We start from the raw sequence: 1,096 nt of genomic DNA, 5'->3' as shown, positions 1-1,096 counted from the left end.
TCCGTGACGCTCACGCCGTCCATGGACGCGATCCTGAAGCGTTTGAGCGACGTTTCGGGCCAGAGCAAGTCATCCATCATCGCGGAGATCCTGGAGCAGTCTCAGCCTGTTTTCGAGCGCATGGCGGCCATCCTGGAGACGGCGAAGACAGCCACCCAGGAAGCCAAGGAGCGCATGGCTTCGAACCTGGAGGATGCGCACGCGAAGCTGCTGGAGCAGGCGGGCATCGTTGGCGATCTGTTCGAGGAGCAGACGGCTGACCTGGTGGGGGAGCTGGAGCAGATTGGCCGGCGTAAGGGCAAGGTCGCCGCGGGCGGGGCGCGAGGTACGGATGGAGCGGCAGCGACACCGGCCTCGCGCATCGTGCGCGGCGGGATGCGTCGGGCGCTGGCGGAGGCGAATGCCACCCCCCTTGTAACACGGGGGTCGGGTACCCCGGTAACCACCCCGAAAAAGAAGGGCAAAACTGCCACAAAGCCAACAGTGGCGCGGGTTGGGGGGAAAAATGCCTGAGTTCGACGCTTACTCGGCGACTTCGCGGGCTGTGAAGCCCGAAACGTTCCTCGGAATGGTCTGGTTTTCAGGGTGTCAGGTTAGGGAGGGGAGGGGCTTCCACGGGTTCGAGCGGCGGCTGTCGGTGAAGGATGAGCATACCGGCGACGAGGTCGGTGCGGTCTCGTTCGGTGGTACGCACCGCGACCTGGTGATGCTGGAGGTGAAGGGGCAGGACACCACCAGGACGGTCGCCAGGCTGCGCGATGAGGTGCCAGACCATGCTTGCACCCGGGTCGACTCTTGCCACGATGTGGACGTGCCTGGGGCGTGGGATCAGCACCTGGGCGTGCTGCTGGACGTTAAGGCTGAGTTCAAGCTGAAGGGCGAGCGGCGAGGGGATTGGGACTACCCCGACGATGGCCGCACGATGTACCTAGGCGCGCCTACAAGCCCTGTGCGTGTGCGGCTCTACGAGAAGGGCAAGCAGCCGGAGTACCGGCATTGCGGCCGGAAGAACTGGGTCCGCCTGGAGGCGCAGGTTCGGCCGCAGAAGGATGCTCGGCATGAGTTCAACAGGCTGAGTCCATCCGAGGTATGGGGG

General features: G+C 64.9%; 1 protein-coding gene and 1 pseudogene. Both read left to right on the top strand.

All coding sequences use genetic code 11. The features are described from left to right. Positions 1-513, top strand: a 513-nt coding sequence (locus ACFVFH_RS35785) for a hypothetical protein (protein WP_383777113.1), incomplete at its 5' end; no start/stop codon positions are given. Next, a pseudogene (locus ACFVFH_RS35780) lies at positions 506-1,096 on the top strand (hypothetical protein); the annotation flags it as partial. The gene ACFVFH_RS35785 and the pseudogene ACFVFH_RS35780, both read left to right, overlap by 8 nt.

Source organism: Streptomyces sp. NPDC057697 (assembly GCF_042799335.1).
In the GTDB taxonomy this organism is placed as follows: domain Bacteria; phylum Actinomycetota; class Actinomycetes; order Streptomycetales; family Streptomycetaceae; genus Streptomyces.
The sequence above is the reverse complement of the archived record's forward strand: the minus strand, read 5'-3'. Positions and strand labels throughout refer to the sequence as shown.